The sequence below is a fragment of the Peribacillus sp. NPDC096622 genome (assembly GCF_044762665.1).
Taxonomy (GTDB): domain Bacteria; phylum Bacillota; class Bacilli; order Bacillales; family DSM-1321; genus Peribacillus; species Peribacillus frigoritolerans_B.
Genome location: NZ_JBIWES010000060.1, coordinates 1 through 1,496, shown reverse-complemented (window position 1 = coordinate 1,496; position 1,496 = coordinate 1). Strand labels below are relative to the sequence as shown.

General features: G+C 38.8%; 1 protein-coding gene. It reads left to right on the top strand.

From position 1 onward, the window contains the following. Window positions 1-143: 143 nt before the first annotated feature. Complete coding sequence (locus tag ACIQYG_RS26850; RefSeq protein WP_402844635.1) at window positions 144-1,367, top strand: IS110 family RNA-guided transposase; 1,224 nt, start codon at window positions 144-146, stop codon at window positions 1,365-1,367. The last annotated feature ends 129 nt before the right edge of the window (window positions 1,368-1,496 follow it).

Here is a 1,496-nt window from a genome sequence, read left to right as displayed (position 1 = left end):
CCCATCCGTTAGTCTGACTCCAACGACCAAGGTGCACCACTGACTGTCGCTCCCTTACGGGAAGCACACATGGTAGATTAATCCTATTCTGGTTTTTGCACCAGCCTCCAATTGTATTGAGAGCCGTAGAAAGGATGTTTTCAATGGAAGTAGTCATTGAAAAAGCATGTGGTATGGATGTCCATAAGGACAATATTACTGCATGTATTATGACACCAGAAGGAAAGGAGATTCAAACGTTTTCAACAAAAACTGTTTTTCTAATACAGTTAGTGGATTGGATTAAAAAGAATAACTGTACTCATGTTGCCATGGAGAGTACCAGTGTATATTGGAAACCTATTGTTAATTTATTAGAAGCTGAAGAGATTGAGTTTTTAGTTGTGAATGCTCAACATATGAAAGCAGTGCCAGGGCGTAAAACAGATGTTAAAGATGCAGAATGGATTGCCAAACTTCTTCGTCATGGACTTCTAAAAGCTAGTTACATTCCAGATCGAAATCAACGGGAACTACGTGAATTAGTTCGGTACCGTAGAAGTATCATTGAAGAACGTGCTAGACAACATAATCGAATCCAAAAAGTGTTAGAGGGCGCAAATATTAAGCTAGGCTCTGTCGTTTCAGACGTTATGGGTGTTTCGGCTCGAGACATGCTTAACGCAATTGCCGAAGGTGAAGAAGATCCTGAAAAACTAGCAAACTTTGCTCGACGCACAATGAAAAAGAAGAAAGATGAACTAGAACTCGCCCTTAAAGGTTATATCAATTCGCATCAACGCCTCATGTTAAAAACCATTTTAAAGCATATTGATTTTTTAACTGAACAAATCGAGATGCTCGACCAAGAGGTCGAGGAAAGAGTAAGCTCCTATCAAGAAGATGTGGAACGATTAGACTCTATTCCTGGTATAGCTACAAGAATGGCTGAGCAAATTTTATCTGAAATTGGGACTGATATTAAGAAACAGTTTCCAAGTGCAGCTCATATGTGTTCTTGGGCAGGACTAGTTCCTGGGCATAACGAAAGTGCGGGAAAAAGAAAATCGACTAAAACAAAAAAAGGAAACAAGTATTTGAGATCAGCATTAACAGAAGCAGCTCATTCTGTAAGAGGATCTAAAAACTATCTCGGAGCACTGTATAGGCGTACAGCATCACGAAAAGGTAAGAAACGAGCAGGAATAGTAGTCGCTCATGCCATGTTACGTATCTCCTATTATCTCTTAACTCGAAAAGAAATGTATGTAGACTTAGGCGAAGACTACTTTGATAAACAGAGACAACAATCAATTTTTCGGCATTCACTAAGAAGACTTGAAAGTTTAGGATACACAGTTACATTACAAGAACCTGAAGCATCTTAATTCAGTCCACTTACCTACAATAAATCAGTAAATTAGGCGCTCTCCCCTTTTTAAAAAAACAATGAGCTGCGTCTTCTTAAGTATTGCCTTTTCCCCTAAATTCCAGAAGTCTATTTTCATGGTAGTTCA